Annotated in this window: 2 protein-coding genes and 1 pseudogene; all 3 read right to left on the bottom strand. The window is 45.3% G+C overall.

Annotated elements, in window-relative coordinates; genetic code table 11:
* Positions 1-1,937: phosphoenolpyruvate synthase (ppsA, locus tag QAS77_RS11185; RefSeq protein ID WP_305065618.1), on the bottom strand; the 1,937-nt coding region annotated here is incomplete at its 3' end.
* Between the two features lie 174 nt (positions 1,938-2,111).
* Positions 2,112-2,858: a hypothetical protein gene (locus QAS77_RS11180; protein ID WP_305065617.1), complete on the bottom strand. Its 747-nt coding sequence runs from the start codon at positions 2,856-2,858 to the stop codon at positions 2,112-2,114.
* A 145-nt stretch (positions 2,859-3,003) separates the two neighbouring features.
* Positions 3,004-3,290: pseudogene (locus tag QAS77_RS11175) on the bottom strand (hypothetical protein); the annotation flags it as partial.

Genomic DNA, 3,290 nt, shown 5'->3' with positions numbered 1-3,290 from the left:
TTTGTAAGTCCCATCTCATCCCTGACCTTCTTCATGGCCTTGCACTCAAGCGCAAATCCTTCTCTGTAGCGCTCATCATAATAGCGGGATGCTCCCCTGAAACCTATCATGGGGTTGCTCTCTTCGAACTCGAAATATTTCCCGCCAATCAGGCTTGCATACTCGTTCGATTTAAAATCGCTCATACGCACCACCACAGGTTTCGGATAGAATGAAGCCACAATGGTCGCTACACCCTGGGAAAGCTTTTCCACGAAATAGTCTTCCTTGCTCTTGTACCCGGCTGTGAGTTTCTCAATTTCTTCAAGCACACTTTCATCTTCAACCTTTTCAGGATGGATCAGTGCCATTGGGTGGACCTTGATATAACTCGAGATGATGAACTCAAGTCTTGCGAGTCCGATACCATCGTTCGGTATCATGGAAAGGGAAAAGGCCTCTTCCGGATTGCCGAGGTTCATCATTATCTCGGTCTTTGTCTTTCCCAGACCCTTGAGGTCAACGGTCTCTATGTGGAAAGGCAGTATGCCTTCGTAGACCCTGCCGATATCCCCTTCAGCACAGCTGACTGTGACATCCATCCCGTTCTTCAGTTTTTCAGTTGCATCTTGTGCACCCACTACTGCCGGGACCCCGAGCTCACGGCTGACGATAGCGGCATGGCATGTCCTTCCACCTTTATTGGTGATGATGGCGGCCGCACGTTTCATTATAGGTTCCCAGTCAGGAGTGGTCGTATCAGCTACCAGTATCTCTCCCTGTTTGAAAGAAGAAAGTTTGGAAACATCATCGATCACATGCACCGTACCAGTCGCTATCTTGTCACCTACACTTCTGGCAGTGACGAGAACATCCGATTGCTCATCGAGGAAATAGGTCTCAAGGACATCCTTTCTTTTCCTTGACTGCACGGTCTCAGGCCTTGCCTGTACAATGAACAGCTCATCAGTGTTACCGTCTTTTGCCCATTCTATGTCCATGGGTACGGCCTGACCTTTCTTTTTAGAATAGTGGTCCTCAATGGTGGCAGCATATTTTGCAAGCAGGAGTATCTCATCATCGTTGATGCAGAACTTTCTCTGGTCTGCAAGGGGAACTTCCACATTACGGGTAAGAATACGGGAATCCCCACGTCCGTATATCATCTTTATCTCTTTGCTGCCCATCCTTTTCTTGATTATAGGCATGTAGCCTTCTTTTAAGGTGGGTTTGAAGACGTAGAACTCATCCGGATTGACAAGTCCCTGCACGATGTTCTCCCCAAGGCCGTAAGCGCCGGTTATGAATACAACACCCTCAAAGCCGGTTTCGGTGTCTATGGTGAATATGACCCCGCTGGATGCAAGGTCTGAGCGTACCATCTTCATGACGCCTATTGACAGTCCGACCTTGAAGTGATCGAATTTGTGGTGCACACGGTAGGATATCGCCCTGTCCGTGAAAAGAGAAGCAAAGCACCGGTTACATGCATCTTTCAGGGAGTGGTAGCCGTGTACATTTAGGTAGGTTTCCTGCTGTCCTGCAAATGAAGCATCAGGAAGGTCCTCTGCTGTTGCAGAACTGCGAACTGCTACGTCGGTCTCAGTTCCATACTCTTCGCTCAGTTTGTCATAGGCTTCTTTAATCTCTTCCCAGAGATCATCCGGTATCCCTGCATCGAGTACTATGCTCCTTGCTTTTTTCCCTCTTTCAGCAAGGTCCGTGACATCTGCTGTGTCCAGTCCTTCCAGACTATCCTTAAGTTCTTGCAGCACACCTGCAGATTCCAGGACATGCCAGTAAGCATCCGCTGTAACCGCAAAACCGTTTGGTATCTTAATATCCTTCCCTGTCAGTTCCCTATACATCTCACCTAGTGAGGCATTTTTACCTCCGACAGAAGGTATATCCTCTATACGTATCTCTTCGAACCACCGAATGTATTTACTATCTCCCATGATTAACCCCCAGTTATTAGAATGAATTATTCTTATTAACTGTTAATAAGATTAATTTCTAAGGGTATTAGACTTTTTGGAGAAAGGGATATAGTTGATAGAATTTATCCTAAAAAAAGAGGCATGGAGTAAAAGCTGATCACTTTTAGTATCCATGCAATTGCTATTCTAATTTCACTCTAATAAGACCACGATCTTCAAGGTTCCGCTTTGTGGCGGTAAACTTGCTGTGACCATTGGTCCATAGTAAGCTTCTATCCTTGTTCCTTCAGTAAGGTCTTCAATGGTAAGTTCGTTCCCATTGCTGTCTGTGATGGTTGTTTCCTGACCGATACTCAGGTAGATGTCACATGGATATCCTTCACCGATCTCAACATCATCCTCATCCAGAAGGATCATCGTGCTGCTGGTCCATTTTTCTGTTCCGAGAATGGTTCCGAGAGTCTTTACAGGTTGTAGGATACCTGGTTTTTCGTCTTCATCAAGTACGACAATGCTAACGGCTCCGCTTTGTGGTGGCAGGCTTCTGGTTGTAGCAGGTCCGTAATATGCTTCTATCCTTGTTCCGTTGTTAAGGTCTTCAATGCTAAGTTCGTTCCCATTGCTGTCTTTAATGGTTGTTTCCTGACCGATCTTCAGATAAATGTCACATGGGTATCCTTCACCAATATCGCTCTCATCCAGGTCCAGAAGGAGAACTGTTGTACTATCCCATGTTTCGATCCCTATGATAGTAGCAATGGTATTCAAAGGTTGCAGTTTGCCGTTGTTTCCACCATCAATAGCAGGTGAATTTTCTGCTTCCAGTCCACCTTCATCTATCAGTATTTTTTCATCAGCATCAGCATTCATTATCATGGCACCGGCAGTTATGGCTGCGAGTACCGTGAGTACAAGTAATGGTATGTATGTGTTTTTCATGATATCACCTGGATTATATGATGTTAGTAATTGGCTTCAGGTGATAGAATGAGTACTTCTTATATATCCATTACTTTAACTACAGTTCAATTTGTAGTCTTCTGAATGCGTTTTTTTAAAAAAGGAAGGCGAATTGGATCCGCCTTTAATCGCCCTTTTTCGACTCTCTGATCTCCCTTATACGCCTTACTGCAATTTCTCCAAGGAACAGCAATAACGCAGCGATCAGGAAGAAGAGTTTCTGGCTTTCGGACCTTTGTACACTCTTAAGGGAATTTCCTCTTGCATCCTTTAACAGGAGGGCAAGAGCTTCATTCTCGGTGTATGTCTTACCGCCATTTGCTTTGATGAACACCGGAAGATCTTCATTCATACCGACATCACGGTATTCGATGGCATAGTTCACAGCTATCGGATAGCCTGAAACATCGT

The organism is Methanococcoides sp., assembly GCF_030594565.1.
In the GTDB taxonomy this organism is placed as follows: domain Archaea; phylum Halobacteriota; class Methanosarcinia; order Methanosarcinales; family Methanosarcinaceae; genus Methanococcoides; species Methanococcoides seepicolus.
The sequence above is the reverse complement of the archived record's forward strand: the minus strand, read 5'-3'. Positions and strand labels throughout refer to the sequence as shown.